Origin of the sequence: Brevibacillus porteri, from assembly GCF_003013475.1 — a bacterium.
Classification (GTDB): domain Bacteria; phylum Bacillota; class Bacilli; order Brevibacillales; family Brevibacillaceae; genus Brevibacillus; species Brevibacillus porteri.
Genome location: NZ_PXZO01000077.1, coordinates 1 through 16,513, shown reverse-complemented (window position 1 = coordinate 16,513; position 16,513 = coordinate 1). Strand labels below are relative to the sequence as shown.

At 46.2% G+C, this 16,513-nt stretch carries 20 protein-coding genes and 1 riboswitch; of the genes, 7 read left to right on the top strand and 13 right to left on the bottom strand.

Translation table 11 applies throughout. The features are described 5' to 3' along the window. Positions 1–194 precede the first annotated feature (194 nt). The 5 genes from C7R92_RS31515 to C7R92_RS31495 all read right to left on the bottom strand — a co-directional run bounded on the left by C7R92_RS31515 (position 195) and on the right by C7R92_RS31495 (position 4,261). On the bottom strand, positions 195–2,081 hold the full coding sequence (locus C7R92_RS31515) for a TolB family protein (protein WP_106836860.1): 1,887 nt from the start codon (positions 2,079–2,081) through the stop codon (positions 195–197). Between the two features lie 103 nt (positions 2,082–2,184). After that, a complete protein-coding gene (locus tag C7R92_RS31510; protein ID WP_007723214.1) occupies positions 2,185–2,310 on the bottom strand; it encodes a GapA-binding peptide SR1P in 126 nt (41 codons plus the stop codon). A 118-nt stretch (positions 2,311–2,428) separates the two neighbouring features. Beyond that, positions 2,429–3,226 carry an alpha/beta hydrolase gene (locus tag C7R92_RS31505; protein ID WP_106836859.1) on the bottom strand — a complete coding sequence of 266 codons (798 nt, stop codon included), beginning with the start codon at positions 3,224–3,226 and terminating at the stop codon, positions 2,429–2,431. A gap of 108 nt (positions 3,227–3,334) precedes the next feature. Then, a complete protein-coding gene (locus C7R92_RS31500; protein ID WP_015892160.1) occupies positions 3,335–3,634 on the bottom strand; it encodes a DUF3055 domain-containing protein in 300 nt (99 codons plus the stop codon). Between the two features lie 78 nt (positions 3,635–3,712). Further along, entirely contained in the window at positions 3,713–4,261 is a 549-nt protein-coding gene (locus C7R92_RS31495; protein ID WP_007723208.1) for a MarR family winged helix-turn-helix transcriptional regulator, read from the bottom strand. A 180-nt stretch (positions 4,262–4,441) separates the two neighbouring features. Between C7R92_RS31495 and C7R92_RS31490 the strand changes: the two genes are divergently transcribed. Together C7R92_RS31490 and C7R92_RS31485 are read left to right on the top strand one after the other, a co-directional pair. Continuing rightward, positions 4,442–4,870 carry a DUF1885 family protein gene (locus C7R92_RS31490; RefSeq protein ID WP_017249614.1) on the top strand — a complete coding sequence of 143 codons (429 nt, stop codon included), beginning with the start codon at positions 4,442–4,444 and terminating at the stop codon, positions 4,868–4,870. A 112-nt stretch (positions 4,871–4,982) separates the two neighbouring features. Next, positions 4,983–5,621 (top strand): glycoside hydrolase family 73 protein, encoded by a 639-nt coding sequence (locus C7R92_RS31485; protein ID WP_106836858.1) that lies wholly within the window; start codon positions 4,983–4,985, stop codon positions 5,619–5,621. A gap of 112 nt (positions 5,622–5,733) precedes the next feature. On the opposite strand, the gene C7R92_RS31480 is transcribed toward C7R92_RS31485, so the two are convergent. Both C7R92_RS31480 and C7R92_RS31475 read right to left on the bottom strand, forming a co-directional pair. After that, positions 5,734–6,096, bottom strand: a complete 363-nt coding sequence (locus C7R92_RS31480) for a DUF4912 domain-containing protein (RefSeq protein ID WP_017249616.1) — start codon at positions 6,094–6,096, stop codon at positions 5,734–5,736. A 112-nt stretch (positions 6,097–6,208) separates the two neighbouring features. Then, entirely contained in the window at positions 6,209–6,808 is a 600-nt protein-coding gene (locus C7R92_RS31475; RefSeq protein WP_069851222.1) for a hypothetical protein, read from the bottom strand. Positions 6,809–6,971: 163 nt separating this feature from the next. Between C7R92_RS31475 and C7R92_RS33235 the strand changes: the two genes are divergently transcribed. Then, a complete protein-coding gene (locus tag C7R92_RS33235; RefSeq protein ID WP_256436311.1) occupies positions 6,972–7,106 on the top strand; it encodes a hypothetical protein in 135 nt (44 codons plus the stop codon). Here C7R92_RS33235 and C7R92_RS31470 read toward each other — a convergent pair. The 3 genes from C7R92_RS31470 to dapD are packed head-to-tail and all read right to left on the bottom strand — an operon-like array spanning position 7,081 to position 10,157. Further along, positions 7,081–8,214 (bottom strand): N-acetyldiaminopimelate deacetylase, encoded by a 1,134-nt coding sequence (locus C7R92_RS31470; RefSeq protein ID WP_106836857.1) that lies wholly within the window; start codon positions 8,212–8,214, stop codon positions 7,081–7,083. The genes C7R92_RS33235 and C7R92_RS31470 overlap by 26 nt on opposite strands. 3 nt (positions 8,215–8,217) lie before the next feature. Further along, a complete protein-coding gene (locus C7R92_RS31465; protein WP_106836856.1) occupies positions 8,218–9,432 on the bottom strand; it encodes an aspartate aminotransferase family protein in 1,215 nt (404 codons plus the stop codon). 14 nt (positions 9,433–9,446) lie between these two features. Continuing rightward, positions 9,447–10,157: a 2,3,4,5-tetrahydropyridine-2,6-dicarboxylate N-acetyltransferase gene (dapD, locus tag C7R92_RS31460; RefSeq protein ID WP_106836855.1), complete on the bottom strand. Its 711-nt coding sequence runs from the start codon at positions 10,155–10,157 to the stop codon at positions 9,447–9,449. A gap of 91 nt (positions 10,158–10,248) precedes the next feature. After that, positions 10,249–10,438: riboswitch (Lysine riboswitch) on the bottom strand. A 141-nt stretch (positions 10,439–10,579) separates the two neighbouring features. Between dapD and C7R92_RS31455 the strand changes: the two genes are divergently transcribed. Both C7R92_RS31455 and C7R92_RS31450 read left to right on the top strand, forming a co-directional pair. Next, on the top strand, positions 10,580–11,020 hold the full coding sequence (locus C7R92_RS31455) for a flavodoxin (protein WP_017249620.1): 441 nt from the start codon (positions 10,580–10,582) through the stop codon (positions 11,018–11,020). Positions 11,021–11,088: 68 nt separating this feature from the next. Beyond that, positions 11,089–11,637 (top strand): GNAT family N-acetyltransferase, encoded by a 549-nt coding sequence (locus C7R92_RS31450; protein ID WP_069851228.1) that lies wholly within the window; start codon positions 11,089–11,091, stop codon positions 11,635–11,637. Here the strand turns inward: C7R92_RS31450 and C7R92_RS31445 are convergent. From C7R92_RS31445 to C7R92_RS31435, 3 genes are read right to left on the bottom strand one after another with little or no spacing between them, the layout of a single operon-like run. Continuing rightward, a complete protein-coding gene (locus tag C7R92_RS31445) occupies positions 11,612–12,466 on the bottom strand; it encodes an EcsC family protein (protein ID WP_106836854.1) in 855 nt (284 codons plus the stop codon). The two genes, C7R92_RS31450 and C7R92_RS31445, sit on opposite strands and share 26 nt — an antisense overlap. 13 nt (positions 12,467–12,479) lie before the next feature. Then, positions 12,480–12,674: a hypothetical protein gene (locus tag C7R92_RS31440; protein WP_170831631.1), complete on the bottom strand. Its 195-nt coding sequence runs from the start codon at positions 12,672–12,674 to the stop codon at positions 12,480–12,482. A gap of 58 nt (positions 12,675–12,732) precedes the next feature. Then, positions 12,733–14,775, bottom strand: coding sequence for a hypothetical protein (locus C7R92_RS31435; protein WP_106836852.1), 2,043 nt, complete (start codon positions 14,773–14,775; stop codon positions 12,733–12,735). A gap of 197 nt (positions 14,776–14,972) precedes the next feature. Between C7R92_RS31435 and C7R92_RS31430 the strand changes: the two genes are divergently transcribed. Continuing rightward, the gene (locus C7R92_RS31430) at positions 14,973–15,773 is read left to right on the top strand and encodes a class I SAM-dependent methyltransferase (RefSeq protein WP_106836851.1); all 801 of its coding nucleotides are present in this window, start codon (positions 14,973–14,975) and stop codon (positions 15,771–15,773) included. Next, the gene (locus C7R92_RS31425; RefSeq protein WP_106836850.1) at positions 15,770–16,444 is read left to right on the top strand and encodes a hypothetical protein; all 675 of its coding nucleotides are present in this window, start codon (positions 15,770–15,772) and stop codon (positions 16,442–16,444) included. Before C7R92_RS31430 ends, C7R92_RS31425 begins: the two co-directional genes overlap by 4 nt. Positions 16,445–16,513 lie beyond the last annotated feature (69 nt).

The following is a 16,513-nucleotide window of genomic DNA, read 5'->3' as shown; positions in this document are numbered from 1 at the left end:
TTGCCGCCGGCTTCCTCCAGATTCCACCTCACGGTAGACACCCTTGCCTTGAGCTAACGGTTGGTACAGCCAACCCCCGTTCGGGACTTACACCCTAGAGTTATCGCCCATGCTGGGCGCACTAAAAGAAAACAGACGAAAGAATTCCTTTCGTCTGTTTTTTTTTATAAAAGCCTGACTACTATTGTGCAGAATCAGTCTTCTTCATCTTCGTCATCATCATTGCCTGGAGCGAATGCCACCGTGTATACATATGGGTCTTTATCACGCTCATCGACCCAGACAACGCGATTTCCACCGATGCGGGCATTTTCCATCTCCGCATCATCATCCCACTCAATATTGCTATAGGAATCCTCTTCGAAATCATACAGCTCATAGTAGAATTCCTTGCTTTTTGCGGACAGACGATTGTCTTCATACAAAATCATATTGCGTGAAGCCTGTGGATTTTTCTGGTCACCATCCATATAACGTAGCAACGGATTGACTCTTTGACGGTCGATGTTGTAATAGTACAAATCCCAACCCGTTTTGGAATTGCCTGTATCTTCGCTCCAAACAACGAAGTCATCGCCGATTTCTGCTTTCTCTACTTTTACGTTATCGCGGATTTCTGTCTCGTCATCTTCTTCGATATCGTAGAGTACGATGCTTGCACTCTTTGAGCCTTCTTCCACTACCCAGGTAGCGTAGTTTTTGTAAATATCAACACTTAATGGTTCATTTCTCACCGTCGTAACTTCCGTATGCTTTCCAGTCGTTAGATCTGTGATGATCACTTCTGTTCTGCCATCGATATTTACCCATAACAGACGCTCTCCGTCAATCTCATAAAGCTTCTCACTCGGTTTTTGATCATCATCTTCATGTGTAATCTGCTTTTGAGTGTCTTTACGAATATCGTAGGAGAAGAGTGCATCTTCATGCTCGTCATACCAGACAACATAACGCGAGCTTACAACAGGGCGAACAGAATCATGTTCTGGATTACTGATGACTTTACTTTTTTTATTTTCGACATCGTAGAAAACGATCGTATTATTTTTTTTAGACTCAGTTACGTACGCTACATAACGATCATGAGCACTTGGCTCCTTTGGTTTCCCGCCTGCATTACCTATCGGAACTAATTCCTTTTCGTCCAGGTCATACAGGTGGAGTTGGAGCTTTTTGTTGCTATCTTTTTTCGCGAATAAGATGAAATCGCCATAAATTTTCGGTCCGGTCTCACCGTACAGATTGCTCGCGATCTTTTTACCAGACGTTTTGCCAAGCTCACGATATTTCAAGTCATTATTGTCAGAATAGACATAATCCTCTTGATACAAATGTACATTTTTCTGTTCGTTTGCATCATCAGTCAATTCCTTAATTCTACCGTTACTGATGGAATAGGAATAGAGGTCGCCAGCCGATTGATGCTCGTACACGATTTGATTGGAGAAAATGCTTGGACGCCCTTGATCCCCTTTAGCAGTAACGGCAGCCTTTTCCTGCTTTGCTTTGATGTCATAGTAATAAATGTCATCATTGCCATTACGATCATCTTCCCAAGCAACATAACCACTGCTTACCACCGGGTTGCTTGCTTTTCCACTCGCTGATACGATCTCTGTATCTCCAGTAGAAATTTTATGTAGATAAACATCGCCGTTTTCTGTCCAAACAACATTTTTATCGGCAATCTCCAAGCCATCGACCGAAGTAGAACCACTTGTCAAACGGATTTCTTTTTCTTTCACAATGTCATACAAATAGACATCTGAGCCGCCATCTCGGGAATCAATCCATACGACGTAATCTCCATCGACCTTTGGATTCGTCTTTTCTGATTCCTTGTCACCTATTTCGCTCTGGTTACCTTTATCAAGGTTGTAGAGTGTTACTCTTTGCCCACCTTCAACCATCCATACCGCATATTTTTTTGATATATCATATCCTGCCGAGGATATTGATGGCTGGCTACCGTCTATTTTTTCTTCATCACCAATACTGTAAGCAAGCGCTGGTGTCCCGCTCCACAGAGATGTGACCAAAAGTGCAGCGGCCAGCATTCCCTGTATCGGTTTTCGCTTCATGACACAATTCCTCCTTTTGCAGCGATTTTCACACTTCTCTATTATCCTCCATGCGGAAAAGGTTGTCAAAAAAAACAGGCCTCAACATAGGCCTGTTGACTATTTATTCTTTTTCCTGTCTTTCACCAGGTCGGCAGTCACAGTTGCACACCGCATAAAGCGTTTTCACTGAATTACATTCAAAATGCTCGATGATGGTTCCGCAAGTCTGACATACGATAGTTCCCATCTATGTCCCCTCCGCATTCAATTGATTCACATATTCCTACAAATGTTATGTTACATTCATCTTAATATGCCACTTCATTCGGAGTCAAGATGCATTTGTTGATAATTAGTATGTCACATTAATTCGAAATATTGTCATTCAACCAGTTCACGATTTTTTGCAAGACTTCTTCCTTTTCAGGCTCATTCAAAATTTCGTGCCGCAAGCCCGCGAATCGTTCAAAAGTCTGTCTATCTGGAAGGCCCGCTGTAAACTGCTCCACTGCATCCGCATCAACCAATGTATCAGCACCAGCCTGCAAAACAAGGACAGGATGCTTGATTTGGTTTCTTTCCTCCCACGCCTTTTCTATAGAGCGGTTCAATTCCGTAAACCATCTGACACTTACCTTGGAATAATTGAGCGGATCGTTCTGATATGCAGCCTGAACAGCTTCGTCACGCGATACCATGTCGGGAGTGATTCCATTAGGCATGACAAGTGTTGGCCAGACCCGATCGAGAAACTGTGCCAATTGCTCCTTCCACGCCGGTACAGTCAGTTTCAGTTTCAAGCATGGAGATGTGAGAATTAACCCTGCCAACTCTTTACTCCGCTCATCCGCCTGAATAAAGCGAGTCGCGATGAGACCACCCAGACTATGCCCCATTAAAAATACAGGCTTCTCTCCTGACGCATCGGCAAGCGCGGTACTCGTCCACTCCCGTACACGGGACAAATAGTCTTCGAATGATTGAATATGCCCCCGTCTCCCAGGAGAGCGCCCCCATCCCGGCAAATCTTCCGCATATACGTCCCAGCCTGCCTGATTGAAATAAGCCGCTACATGCTCATAGCGCCCATGATGCTCTCCCGTTCCATGGACGAGAACAATCGCTCCCCGAGAATCTTTGGCCGACCATTTATGTACACCCATTCCCACTGTTCCTCCTACTGCTTGATTTCTTTCGATTATACTAAAAAACGGAAGGCCGTATTTTACTGAAAAACCAAAACGAGCAGAAGATAAACTTCTGCTCGTTACCTAATACTGATTTTCTTCAAATGGAATGGATGGTAAATGCTCCTGGAAAAACTCAGCAAGCGCGACTGCCTCGTTCTCTGAATCCAGTCTGAAGATTTTTTGCAGGTATCCTGGATTCACCGCATCTTCAGAACTGAGAAGAGTCGATTGCCCTGTCTGCATACAGATCACCAACGGCTTCCCATAAAACTTGTGTGTAAATACCATGCCAAAGTCGTAGCGAGTTCCCTCTGAAATAAAACCGAGGAAACGTACATTAGCGTTCTCCGAAACGTCGTATAAGTGGTCGTAGTGCTCCATCAGCAATCCCTCCTCAACAGTATTTTGGCCTCCGAATTTCGTGAAATATTCGGATTATTAACTAGTATAAGCGAAAAATCACGTTTTTGCCACCCAAACAGCATCATTTACCAGACGCGTCGGGTTAATGACCCTGTCTTCCCCTTCTTGAATCCATCTCACTTTTTCTGCACCATGCAACGATTGCGCGACAAAGGAGAGACATTCAAAGAACAATTCAACTACTGCTGTACTGTATCGTTCCTCCATTTTCTCCAATGCATACGTCAATCTAAAAATATCTGGTACACTTCTTCGACTGGCTTCTAATACTTCTTTTCCTTTTTCAGTCGGGTATACGTGAACTACACGCCCATCCAACTCCGACTTTTCGATGGTCACCATGCCTTTCTCCATTAATTTCTTGATATGAATGACAATCGATGAGGGATGCCAGAAGGTCCAATCTGCAATTTGCGTGACGCGTACACCTTCATAACAGTAGATGATCCAGAGAATGTTTAACTGTACGGAGGAATCCAATTCAGCTTCCTTCGCTGCCCGCTCCCAGTCTTCTTTGTTCACCACATCGATGGCGCGCATGGTGTTTAAAGCTTCGAATACGTGTCTAATTGAGGCCTCCTGCATGCGTATATTCCTCCATGATCCTTTATCGTTCATCTAACGGCATATAAATATGATATATATTTTACACTTTTCAGAAAAAACGCGCAATTGTTTTTGGTCGCCAACTGCCTCATTGCCAAAGAGTGGAAGACAATGCTACACTTAACGCACAGAATACCGGTACTAGGAGTGAGTGCAGTCGTGAAACTTCAATCGGCCTACATCTATTTCGTTGATGGTTCTACCGCAGCATCTGTAAGTATTGACGACGTGAAAGCCAAGTTTACGCGATACGTTGACATGACCTCAAAAACAGGAAAGCAGTTGGGCTGGACCTATGCTGACGCCGCTTTCCCTTACAACCTAGAAGAACGCCCTGAAGGAAAGGACTCGTGGTTCCTTCTCAAAGGAAAAGACCCAAACATGTACAAAGCCATCGTTGTTGGAGTCGGGAGCAAAAATGAAAACGGTTCCGAAAAGCACTACATACAGGTGTCCCTCCCTGAATCGGCCACGCATGGCGATAAAAACAAGGCGAATGAGTACTGTCGATACTTGGCACGTGATTATAAAGCAGAGCTCCATCTCTTCAATAATCGCATTCAATACTTCCAACCTCGAAAGCCATAAAGAAAAAACGGAGAAACAGTCGAGAAATCTCGACTGTTTTTTCATGTCCAGGCCTATTCCCCCTGACCTCTTTTTTTCATACGAATAACAAAGAGTGGAAAGGGGTCTGCTTATGGAGGCGCAAGCATTTGTTCAGTTGGTTGCTGACCACGCCAGAAAGTCTTATCTGAACCATCGTTTATTCCCCTCCATTATCATACCGCAAGCCATACTCGAGTCAGGTTGGGGTAAAAAAGTACCTGTTGACCCTACCACTGGGACATCCTCATACAATCTCTTTGGAATAAAGGGAACGGGACCTGCCGGCTCTGTCACCATCGAAAGCAAAGAGGTGGAAAACGGAAAAACGGTCACACGTACCTCCCAGTTCCGCGCTTATGAAAATTACCAGCAATCCATGGAAGACCATACCCAGTTTTTACGTAGGCCCGCATATAAAAACGTGCTGGCAGCCGCGACTCCCGCACAAGCCGCACAGGCTTTAGAAGAAGCCGGCTACGCTACCGACCCTGCGTACGCTGAAAAGCTGACGGGCCTCATTCAGACGTACAACTTGTCTCAGTACGATTCATTCACCTCAGAAGGGCCACAAACGTTTCCTCCCTGGCAATTGGAGCTGGGCAATCGCGCATTACAGGAGGGCTTGCTGACCTCGCCTGAATGGTTAAATAAGTTAGACGAACCAATGCCAGTATGGGCTGTTTTAGCGGTTGCCCTGCGACTGCTGGACAGACAGCGAGAGAAGCCATAAGTCCATGAATAAAAAACAAAAGCCCCATTGCCACAAGTAAATCTCGTGGATAATGGGGCTGTTTCGTATAAAAATGCAGTTGCCTCAGTCGTACGTTGCTTGAGCACGTTGATCAAATCATTTGAGACCTGGACAGCGAATAAAACCTTCCGTCCACCATCCGAATTCCCAGATCGACGCAATATTCCAATCCTTGCGTCACTCCGTACAAAATCCATTCGGAAGAGAGGTGGTTGATATCAAAATCAGTGTAAAGGTCAGTGCCATCATTTCGGATCTCTTTGCGGTACGTCACATCAAAAAGGCGTAGGACAAAAGGCAGTTCAGCAAAAGGAATAGCAAACTTTCGCTCTATTTCTTGCTCGAACTCCTTCGTCATGCTCCACTCTGCCTGAATGGATTGCTCATCTTTCCAGGCAATGCGTATACTCGGGCCTTCTAGATCTGTGGACGATCGCGGGGGATTTGTCTCCATTCGCTCCCATCGTTCCTTTCTTTCATGTACTTGCTATTACCAAGTATATTGGCTTTTCCGTATATTATAGCACGGGGACATGCAAAGTGGAAACGCATCCAAGCCATAATTTTTAACGCCCAACTGTAAATGTATTTTCACCGACGGATACATAAGAAGTGAATTTCTCGGATTTCATTTGAACTTGTACTTTATAAGTGCCGTATGCTTCGAGTTTCGTAGATACAAAAGGCTCAGAAAAATAGAAGCTGTTTGCATTTTGTGTGGAGTATTTCCATTCCTTCCCTTTAGACACTTCTTTGCCGTCCGGTCCGATCAACACAAGTTGCATGCGCAAGTCTTTAGCTACAGGCGCGTCATCAACCTCTACGAACACGTTAAACGTACGAGGCACATTTTTGTCGCTGTATCCTTTGACAGGGTTGCTGAAAACGACATTTTTATTGCGGGTCTGCTGAATTCCTTCGACCACAATAATATTTACGTTTGGCTTAATCACTTGCAATTTGCCAGATTGCTGATCGTAATCGGCGAAACCACCGAGCTTGTTCACTATTGATTCTATCGATTCGGCCTTGGATGCTGGCATTTCACTCGCTACGGTTTCCGCACCGAAAAATACGCGCATTGCACCCTCTCCCAGCGCAGTAGTGCTCCCTACACCTGCTGCTACAGTCAACGCCAACAAGGCCGATAACCATGCTTTTTTCATGTCAATAATCCTCCTGTATGTGTGCGCGGCAGCGCTTGTTTTTCCGAAATTTCTTCTCTCTAGTTTATACGTTTGGAAAAGGAAATAGTTGTGCTGCCCTGATAAGTTTTTTCAACAATATCCACATTATCCACAAGCACAAAAACCTTAGGAAGAAAGACTTATGCACAGAGATGTTAGTAACTACTTCTTACTCTTGACGAAAATACGGCTGGGAATGACACAGAAAAAAGAGCGGCTATCCAGCCACTCTTTTTTGTTCCTGACACCTGCTACTCCTGTTGCGAAAGCCATGTAAAATACCGGGAGACCAGTCGAATGGCAACTTCGATCGCGTCTTCGTTCGGCTCAATTTTAGAATGATGCAAGCCGTACGGCGTTTGCACACCCAGCCAGAACAAAAAGCCGGGAATTTCTTTCAAAAAGTAACCGAAGTCTTCTCCGGTCATGGCTTCCTTGCAGGTGATAAGAGTTACTTCTTCACATTGTTCCTGTACCCATTGCATGAAGTCTGTCGTTAACTGCTCCTCGTTGTAAACCTGGCAGTAGCCAACCCCATAGTCAATCGTTGCCTGGCAATCGAAGCCTATTTCCACTCCCTTTACGAGAGATTCAATGCGGCTCTTGACGATTGCCATCGATTCCATCGAAAAGGTTCGGATGGTCCCTTCTAGCCTGGACTTCTCTGCGATGATGTTCTGCTTCGTCCCGCTCTCCAGCTTGCCAATCGTTACGACAGCCGAATCCAATGGATCCATATTGCGCGAAATAATCGATTGAAGCTGTGTCACAAGATGGCTTCCTGCAACCACCATGTCATTCGCCTTGTGCGGGAAGGCTGCATGCCCCCCTTTGCCAACCAAATCAATGTACAACTCAGAAGTGTTGGCAAACAAAATTCCTGGCTTCGTCGCAATATGACCGACCGGATATTCTGGCGCGATATGCAGGGCAAAAATGCAGTCCGGTCGCCACCCCGCAAACTCTTCACTTTCCATCATCGGCTCCGCACCGCCAGGACCTTCTTCTGCCGGCTGGAAGAGGAACAGCAAATCATCTGCCATCGGATGCTCGGTAAAATGCGTCAGGAGGCCAAGAGCAATTGCCATATGCATGTCATGACCGCATGCATGCATGAATCCTTCATGAAGCGAGCGAAACGGATAGGACGTTTCCTCTACGATCGGCAGGCCATCCATATCCGTACGCCAGGCAATTAATCGTTTTGGCTTTGTTCCTGCCAGCTTGACCAAAATGCCTGTCCGCCACGTTTTGATCTCGATTCGCTCCTGGGGCAGCTTTTTCAAATAATCGAGCAAGTATTGTTGCGTCTTCACTTCAGCGAAGCCTGGCTCCGGTATTTGGTGCAAGTCTCGGCGAATTTGTGAAAACAAGGAAGTCGTCATGGTCTACACCTCCTTTTTCGTACCTGTTCTTGCTGTTAATTGCTCCTCAAACACAGCAAGGAAACGGTCCACATCGGTTTTTGTCAACGTCAGTGGCGGAAGCAGACGAACAATCGTTTTCTGCGTCACGTCAACGAGAATTCCTTCGTCAAGCAATGCTTGCTGCAAGTGGCTTACCTCTTCCGGGGTGGAAGAGAGCGGAATTCCAACCATTAAGCCTTTTCCGCGAAGGGATTGCAGCTGATCTGGAAGACGCGTTCGCAGCGCTTCCAAGCCCGACCACAGGTACGCAATCACTTCTTCTACGTGAGCGCTGAAGGCTGGATCAAGCAATTCGTCCAACACGACATTCCCTAGGGCAGCAGACAGTGGCGATGGTGCAAAAGTCGTTCCGTGATCCCCCGGTTTGAACTGGTTCATCAGCCTTGGGCCAGCGATGACACCGCCGAGGGGAAGCCCTCCCCCTATGCCTTTGGCAAAAAGGATCAGGTCTGGCGTTACGCCTGCATGCTCATAAGCAAACAGCTTTCCTGTTCTGCCCATTCCTGTCTGGATCTCGTCCATGACAAAGAGCATGCCTTCATGTTCACAGATCGCAGCTACCTCTCGCAAGAACGCTTCCGTTAACGGCACGACACCGCCAGAACCCAAGACTGGCTCCATGAGGACCGCAGCGGGTCTTGCTTCCTGGCAAATCGCTCGCAATCCTTCCGTGTCTTCCACATCCAGTTCATAAACAGGAAAAGCCGGCTGAGGAAAGTCTTGATAGACGTGAGCCTGCCTCGTCAGACGCACTGCTCCGAGTGTTCGCCCGTGAAAACTGTTGCGTAAGACAACGATGCCTTCACGACCTGCTCCCTCGTTCTTCGTCCATTTGTGAATCAGCTTGATCGCAGACTCTGTAGCCTCTGCACCAGAGTTGGTGAAAAACACTTTTCCACTAATGCTGTTCGCAACCAAACGCTCGGCCAAACGAATAGCTGGCTTATTTAAAAATACATTGGAAATATGCAAGAAGCGCTCTCCCTGCTCACGCAGAGCCTGTACAATGCGCGGATGCGAATGCCCCAGAACGTTTACCGCGAGTCCGGTAAACAAGTCGAGGTAGCTCTTTCCATTCGTATCGTACAAGTAATTTCCTTCGCCTTTTTCTATGGCAATCGGAAGTCTTTTGTAAGAGGAAACGATATATTGTTCATCGAGCGAACGCCAGTCCATGTGCACTCTCTCCCTTACAGCTGACGTAGCTCCTGCTTGATCTCTGTCTTGGAACGAGTTTTTTCATCGATTTGCTTGATCACACGTGCAGGCGTTCCCGCAACTACTACGTATGGAGGTACATCTTCAATCACGACAGCACCCGCTGCAACGACAGCACCTTTTCCTACGCGAACACCTTCCAGAATGACAGCATTTGCTCCGATGACAACATCGTCTTCGACAACAACTGGCTGTGCAGATGGTGGCTCGATAACGCCTGCGATAACCGATCCAGCGCCGATGTGGCAGTTTTTCCCGATGGTTCCACGTCCACCTACCACAACATTCATGTCGATCATCGTACCTTCACCGATAACTGCGCCGATGTTAATGGAAGCACCCATCATGATGACCGCATTGTTACCGATTGTCACTTGGTCACGGATAATTGCGCCTGGTTCAATACGTGCTTGAATTCCTTTTGTATCCAGCAATGGAATGGCGGAGTTGCGGCGGTCGCTTTCTACCACATAATCTTCAATTTTGTCTGCGTTAGCAGCGAGCACTGGCTCAATCTCTTTCCACTCACCAAAAACAACACCAGTAGGACCAGTAACGAAAGCTTTGGAGCTCGCACCAAAGTCGATTCCCTCCAGGTTCCCTTTCACATATACCTTCACTGGTGTTTTCTTTTCGCTTTTTTGAATAAACGCGATAATTTCGTTGGCATCCATCATGTTCATGGTTACATCCTCCTCAAAATAACAGCATGGTAAATCAAAAAAAGCAATGAGTGCATTCGCTATCTCATTGCTCTTACTACTACAGAAGCAAATCATAAATAGCGCTCCACAAAAAGACTTTTAGTCCCTTGTGACAGGATGATCATTTTTCATGAGACACCCCAGCCTGTGCTACGTAGGGGCATAGCATAAGCTTCGGCGCTTTAGCCTTTCTTCCTTCTCCTGCCCCCTGGCAGATTGCGAAAAGACTTACTCTTCTTCGGCGCACCTCTATTTAGAGTACATTATTATAATTTTATTTAACTCTACCAAAATCAATGAAACGTGGCAATAAGAAAAAAGTTATTGACAACGATTCTCATTTTCATTATTTTTATTGATGAGAATGATACTCATTATCTGAATTGGAGGTTTTACGTTTTATGAGCATTTTGATGGTATACGCGAGCATGACAGGGAATACTCAGGAAATTGCTGAAGCAATTGCAGAAGGTATTCGTTCAACTGGTGCTGAGCTGGAGATAAAAGAAGTGATGGATGCGAACGCAAAAGAACTCGAAGCTTACGACGGAATCTTGCTTGGTGCCTACACATGGGGCGACGGTGAACTGCCAGACGAATGCCTGGATTTTTATGAAGAAATGGACAATATTGACCTCAGCGGGAAAAAGGTTGTTGCTTTTGGCTCTTGCGACTCCGCTTACGAGCATGTCGGTGCAGCTGTTGATATTTTGCTGAAAAAGGCGAGCGAGCGTGGTGCGGAAACTCCTTTGGAAGGTTTGAAAATCGAGCTTTCTCCTACTGCAAAAGAAGTGGAAACGTGCAAAGCATTTGGGGTGTCATTTGCTGAATTGCTCGGCTAATTGATGTTTCCCAAATACTCTGGCACATGCTATACTATCAATCCAACTTTTTAAGGAGGATTGATCTCATGTCACTACATACGGACGAGATTCTCTTACGGCCTCTCCAACAACAAGACGCAGCCGAGCTCCTAGAGCTTCGGCTGCGTAATCATGACTTTCTCCAACCATTTGAACCAATCCGCCCCGCTTCATTTCTGACACTCACAGGACAGCAAGAACAAATTTCACAAGCGCAGATTGATTTTGAACGTGGTACTGCCTATGCTTTCGGCGTATTCTCCCGAGAATCCGGAAAGATGATTGGACGTGTAGCGTTGTCGAATGTCGCACGTGGCGCATGGCAAAATGCGACGATTGGCTACTTTATGGATCAGGCGTGCAATGGCAAAGGTTATACGACATCAGCAGTAAATCTCGCCCTCCGCTTTGCTTTAACGGATGCTGGGCTGCACAGAGTACAAGCTGCTGTTATGCCTCGCAATCAAGCTTCCATTCGCGTCTTGGAAAAAAACCGTTTTCGCCAGGAAGGGCTTTCGTTACGCTATTTGCAAATTAACGGTGTATGGGAGGACCATCTCCTCTACGCTCTTACTGCTGAGGAGTGGGCTCAGTAATTTCCTCGCTCTTTTCGCTCTCTCGCAGCCGCTCCAGGATACGCCGTTTGCGGTACAGCATCATCCCCGCTTCGGCGACATCCTGTACGGTTGAACGGTTCAAATACGCCCCGAACAAAATACCTGCAATCGGCACCATTTGAAACAATTTTTTCCACCCAAAGTTTTCTGTGTACGTTACCACGACTTCACGCCATCCCTGCAATTGCGCCATAACCTCTCTCTGCGCATTTGGATCATCAAAGCGGGAGAGCTCAGCGAGTATCGCTTTTTTCCCTACAATGTCTGATGAAGCAAACTGCAAGCATTTGACGACAAACAGCCGCTCTCTTTTCTCTTCAGGTCGATAGCCATAGGCAAGAGCCATCTCTTGTAATACTTTAAGGGATGTCCCCATCAATAAAGGGATATCGATCGCGAGGGTAAAAATCCCTCCGAAGCCAGTCGTGGCACCTTGTACCGTGGCAAAATTCGCACGTGAATCCTTTAGCTCCATTGCGACATCATTCATGATCGTAAGCGGTACAGCGGCAATCTCTTCTTTGTCAACAACAGACGCCCCCTGTCCCTCTAACCGTTTGCCAAACCGCTTGTAAATCGGTTCATCCTGCACCAAATAAGTTCCACCTGTCTCAAGAAAGGCTGCCATTTCATCTACGGCTTTTCCCAGCTTCTCTTGAACGAATGCAGGCGTAATCCGATCCAACAGAACAAACGGAAGTCTGCCAAGCTTTTCCCAGAACCACAAGTCGTTCTGGTCCCTCTCCCAAGCCTCCACTTCACGTAATGCCGTAACCAATGACTCCCTAGACTCACTCAACCCCAACAACCTCCCTGGCTGCTCACTCAGATTCTCCTCGCCTCCACTGACATTGGTTGCGCAAGATGGACTTGATGTAGTCCTGCAACTCTTCTGACGTGGCGTGACAGACGAATTCTTTTTTACTTCTTACGATTCCCAGCTTTAAATGTTTCACTTCCTCTCCTTCGATTCGAAACCCGAACTTTTCCAAGATCGTCTTCTGCTCATTTGTCACTGGACTTCCTCCCCATGTAGTCGAAAACCCCCATGCCAAAATGCAAGGGGGTCAATCGTTATTTCACTTCGATTGTAAATGAGATCGTTTCTTTTCGTTCATCAACGTCTGTTTTTTTGACTGATCTTTTTTGTCTTTTAACGAGTTGGCAAGTCTTGTTGCTAAGGATGTTGGTTATTTTAATCTCGTATTTACCGGGCTGCTGCCGATCAATGTACTTGCTGATATCAAGTGATTCCAGTCCGTTTTCAGTGCCGTCATCTCGATTTGAAGGCTTAATGGTAGTGATTTCTTTTCCTTCGTAGGAGATCTCGATCCGATTTTCTGAAGATATCGTAGCACTGCTGTGCTCTTGTCTAGCACCAATGGCGTTCTCTCCATATATCCACTCATACTTGGGCATATGGTAAGAGGAAGCCTTCCTACTCTCTCTAATTTTCTTCGTCCCAGTCCGCTCTGCATACGTGGAGATGAGTTGTAGGTTTTCCAATTCAGCAAGATCGCTATCAGATTCCACAGTCACAATATCTCCATCTCGATATTCCTTGCCCTCTTTTCCTCTCATGAACATTGGCGCTTGTTGTGGAGCTATACCTGAATCACCTGGATCACAACTTTGGGACGCTGGGACTGGTGGCGTATCCTCAATGACCTGTATGTAACCACACCATGACTTGGCAGAGTCTCTTTTGCTGTAATAGTTTACCTTGTAACGCCCTGGCTTATAGCCAGACAGTAACAAGCCTGTATGATCCCAATTCAATTTATCACTATCGACCACGACGTTATCGACTGCCCATACGCCTGGTCCTTCATCGTCATCAGCTTCACTACCGAATTCGATATGCTCTGCTGCTGTAGTCAGCCATATCACATGTACCGGGTTTTGATAGAGCCTCACTGTATTGTCTGATGAATACACGTTTGCTTTCTCGACCATGAGTGTAGATTTTTCGTTTGGCTGCATCAACACATCCAACGTGACATCTCCGCTTGTTGGACCACAAGCATTCGGTGCACCTGGAATTTGTATATGAATCGTAGTCGACGTAGAACCACCCCATAAGGAATCCGTTTTGTTTTCCTTGGAATCTGGCTCAAAAGTGACAGAAATCGTCATACCCGCCAGCATTTTCGGGATATCAACTTCAAAATGTTGCGCATTTGTCAACGTTTGTCCAGTTCCGTTCACCGACCATCGACCTAGGTATGCCGAATACAAAGAAATTTTACCTGGTGGCTCCGGGGCAGTAATGGTCTGATCCGGTGCCAGCTTTTGACCACTTGCATCTGTACCCATATATAGCTCCGGCATGCCAATCTGAACTGTCGTCGTCCAAGGCGACATCGAGGTATCATCAGGTAGAAAAAGGAGTTGGTATTGACCAGTCAACAACGTACCTGTTGAAAACACAGTAGCAGGAACAGATCTCATTTCTTGGTTCGTAGACTTGTTTGTTAGCTTCCACGTACCAGGTACAGAACTGTTAAAATCAGTTGACCCCATATTACCGAAAATGGTCGTCTGCCCGTCTGTCGCCAAAGGCTCTCCCTCTGCTTTTTCTCCCTCATAAATGAGTGGGAAATTTTGTGCTTCTACCTGAAAGCTCACGTGTAACGTACTGCTCTTTGCATTGGCATCAGTCACTACAAAGGTCAACGTATGAGAGCCAGCAGATAATTTCGCTGCGGGAATTGTGAAACGAGGTACCTGCCATTTGAACACAGCTTGATTTGAGCTTTGCTCCATTTGTAACTCCGTTAATTCTACACCATCCAAATATACTTGCTTCCGACTTAGGTTTGTTCCATTTCCATAAGTAGTCTGTATCATGTCAATATCGAGTGCTGTCTCCGGAGGTAGAATAAACTCATCATTCTTCACCCAGTTCCAACCTTTCGAATCCAGTCCCGCAACCTGATAATCGTTAAAGATAACCATATCGTGAACAGGCTGCTTCCGGATTGGCTTAGATACTTGGCTGTTTTTTTTCATGGATGCTGTTGCCCCGGCTCCCATGGCTGGCGGTACTGACACACCTGGCAAAAAGGTACCAGTTACCAAGCACACGAGAAGTGCTTTTACAACCCATTTTTTCACGAACTGTCCTCCTACTTTTTGTCTTACGTATTTGTATGTGAACAACTGATCTTATTCGACAATAACCGAGCTATATCCTTTATGTTCGCACGCTTTTTCCTAAATTAGATATAGTTAAAAACTATCCATTTAATAATTTATATAGATTTGACTTATGTCTTTTCAGTCGGTAAAAAGGAAGAAAGGGAGGGATACAGATGATTCAAACCAATCAATGGAATGCCGGGCTATACGACGGCAAAATGAATTTCGTTTCTGAATACGGCAAAGGATTAGTGGACTGGCTACAGCCGGCTCCTGGAGAAAGCATTCTTGACCTAGGCTGTGGAACAGGCGACCTGTGTGCTCAACTATCGCTTTCCGGAGCAAATGTGGCAGGAATCGACTTTTCTGCCGCCATGATTGAGGCTGCTCGCCATAAATATCCGCCGTTTGCTTTTGAAGTAGCCGATGCGCACACGTATCGTACAGATATCTGTTACGACGCTGTCTTTTCCAATGCCGCACTCCACTGGATGAAACGTCCTGCTGAAGTCGTTGAGACCATTTGGTTGGCTCTTGCTCCCGGTGGACGCTTTGTCGCGGAATTCGGAGGACACGGCAATTGCGGTCAAATCACAAAGGCATTACGGACTATTTTGGCACAAAAAGGAATATCCGCGGATGAGCGATCACCTTGGTATTTTCCCAGCATTGGAGAGTACACGACTCTTTTAGAGAAGCAAGGCTTCCATGTCGTACTTGCCTCCCATTTTGATCGTCCCACAGTCATGGCTGATGGGGAACTGGGGCTTTCGCATTGGTTGAATTCTTTTTGCAGTCCTTTTTTTGCGGGGCTGTCCGCAGATGAAATCCAGCAAGTATGTAGGGAAGTCACTGGCTTACTTCGTCCTGCTCTGTTTCAAGATGGTCAATGGGTGCTCGATTACAAACGCATTCGTGTCCTTGCCCATAAGAAACCAGAGAATGATACTCTACATGGGGGAGGTGCACAATGACTCGTATTGCCTGTCTCCATGGACATGATTCGAATATTTCCCTCATATCAGATGCGTTCGCAGCCTTTGACGTAGAGCTCATTCATTTTGTTGATCCAAGTTTACTCCTGCAAAACGAGGGAACTCCTGTGAATACCAAGGAACAATCGCATGCCAAATTACGTGAGCAACTAAGCTGGATGCAGAGCTTGGCGGTCGATGCAATCGTGATCACTTGCACGCAGTATGCCGCACTAGTAACACTAGAGGATGAGGCAACTACCACTGTCCCCATCTTCACAATCGATGGACCTTTTTTTCATGAGCTTGCACGATATACAGAGCCACAAGTTCTTCTGTTCTCCAATCCCGCTACTGTCCAACCTACGATGGAGCGTCTCGTGCAACACGCCCATTCTCACAACCTTTATCCAGAGATACGAGTAAGCATCATTGAAAATGCTTTTGCCCTGCTCATGGAAAACAAGCAGGAAGCATACAGAGAAGCGATAAAAGACGCCCTGCACCAGCTCCACCAAACATTTCCAGACCAACCTATTGCAGTGGCACAGCTCTCCATGGCACCTGTTGCCGATCAGTTTGCAAAGGAAAACGGCTGTACAATCTCCCATCCTCTACATAGTTTGACGGCCGAAATGACAAAAACGCTACAATTACAAACAAAATGTTAAGATCTTTTGGTGAAAAAAGAATAGCCCCGTTGCTTGGTCTATGGCCATTTGAAATGCACCCCTTAGAAT